Annotated in this window: 1 pseudogene; it reads left to right on the top strand. The window is 60.6% G+C overall.

Going from position 1 to position 1,116, the window contains the following annotated elements:
- Positions 1-240 precede the first annotated feature (240 nt).
- A pseudogene (locus IVA82_RS13575) lies at positions 241-1,086 on the top strand (IS3 family transposase); the annotation flags it as partial.
- Positions 1,087-1,116: the final 30 nt, after the last annotated feature.

Raw genomic sequence — 1,116 nt, 5'->3', positions numbered from 1 at the left:
TTTTGGGATTCATCTCCAATCCTCCTGCTGACGGCGGCGGAAGGGCTGGGCTGCGCTATTGGTCAGATTCCTAAACGGGATCGCCGGATGGCGTCACCACTCTCAAGTGCGCAACAACCCATGGACCAGGTTTTTTAACGGGGTCACGTGCCACCAAAATCGTATCGGCCGCTCCCTTCCGGTCGGCAATCTAGCGCCGGCCGTTTCTATCCCACAGGGGGAACGCAGCGCCGCGCATAGTTTTTTAGAAGGCGCGCTCACCAAGGCGGGATTGCTGAGCGCAAAGCGATGATCGACCGTGGACACGATCTGTCGATCACCAGGCAGGCGGAAGTTTTGAAGATCAGCCGCGGCAGCGTTTATTATCTGCCGCGCCCGGTGTCGTCCGCCGACCTCGCGATCATGCGACGGCTCGACCGGTTGCATCTGGAGTTTCCTTTCGCCGGTTCGCGTATGTTGAGAGGCCTGCTGGCTGCCGAGGGGTGCAAGATCGGCCGCCGGCATGTGAAGACACTCATGCGGCGGATGGGGATAGAGGCGCTGTACCGCCGTCCACGCACCACCAAACCTGAGCCCGGGCACAAGATCTATCCGTACCTGCTGCGTGGCATGGAGATCACGCGCCCGAACCAGGTCTGGGCGATGGACATCACCTACGTCCCGATGGCGCGCGGCTTCGTGTACCTCGCTGTCGTGCTGGACTGGGCGACCCGCCGGGTTCTGTCGTGGCGGCTCTCGATCACCATGGAGGCGGCGTTCTGCGTCGAGACACTGGAGGATGCTTTGGCTCGTCACGGCAGGCCCGAAATCATCAACACGGATCAGGGCTCGCAGTTCACCGGCTCGGCCTTCACCGGCGTGCTCGCCAGCAACGGCATCGCCATCAGCATGGACGGTAAAGGAGCTTGGCGGGACAACGTGTTCGTCGAGCGGTTGTGGCGCAGCGTCAAATACGAGGAGGTTTACCTGCGGGCCTATGAAACCGTCAGCGAGGCACGCAACTCGATCGACCGATATCTCGACTTCTACAACCGCGCATCAGAACACCCATCTGTCTATGTTGTTGTAGAGAAGAGACTTTGCTGATTGGGATGCGATCCCGTGGGGTATCTTGGG

It is taken from the genome of Bradyrhizobium sp. 142 (genome assembly GCF_023074015.1).
Lineage (GTDB): Bacteria > Pseudomonadota > Alphaproteobacteria > Rhizobiales > Xanthobacteraceae > Bradyrhizobium.
Note: the sequence above shows the minus strand (reverse complement) of the source record. Positions and strands in the feature narration are given on the sequence as shown.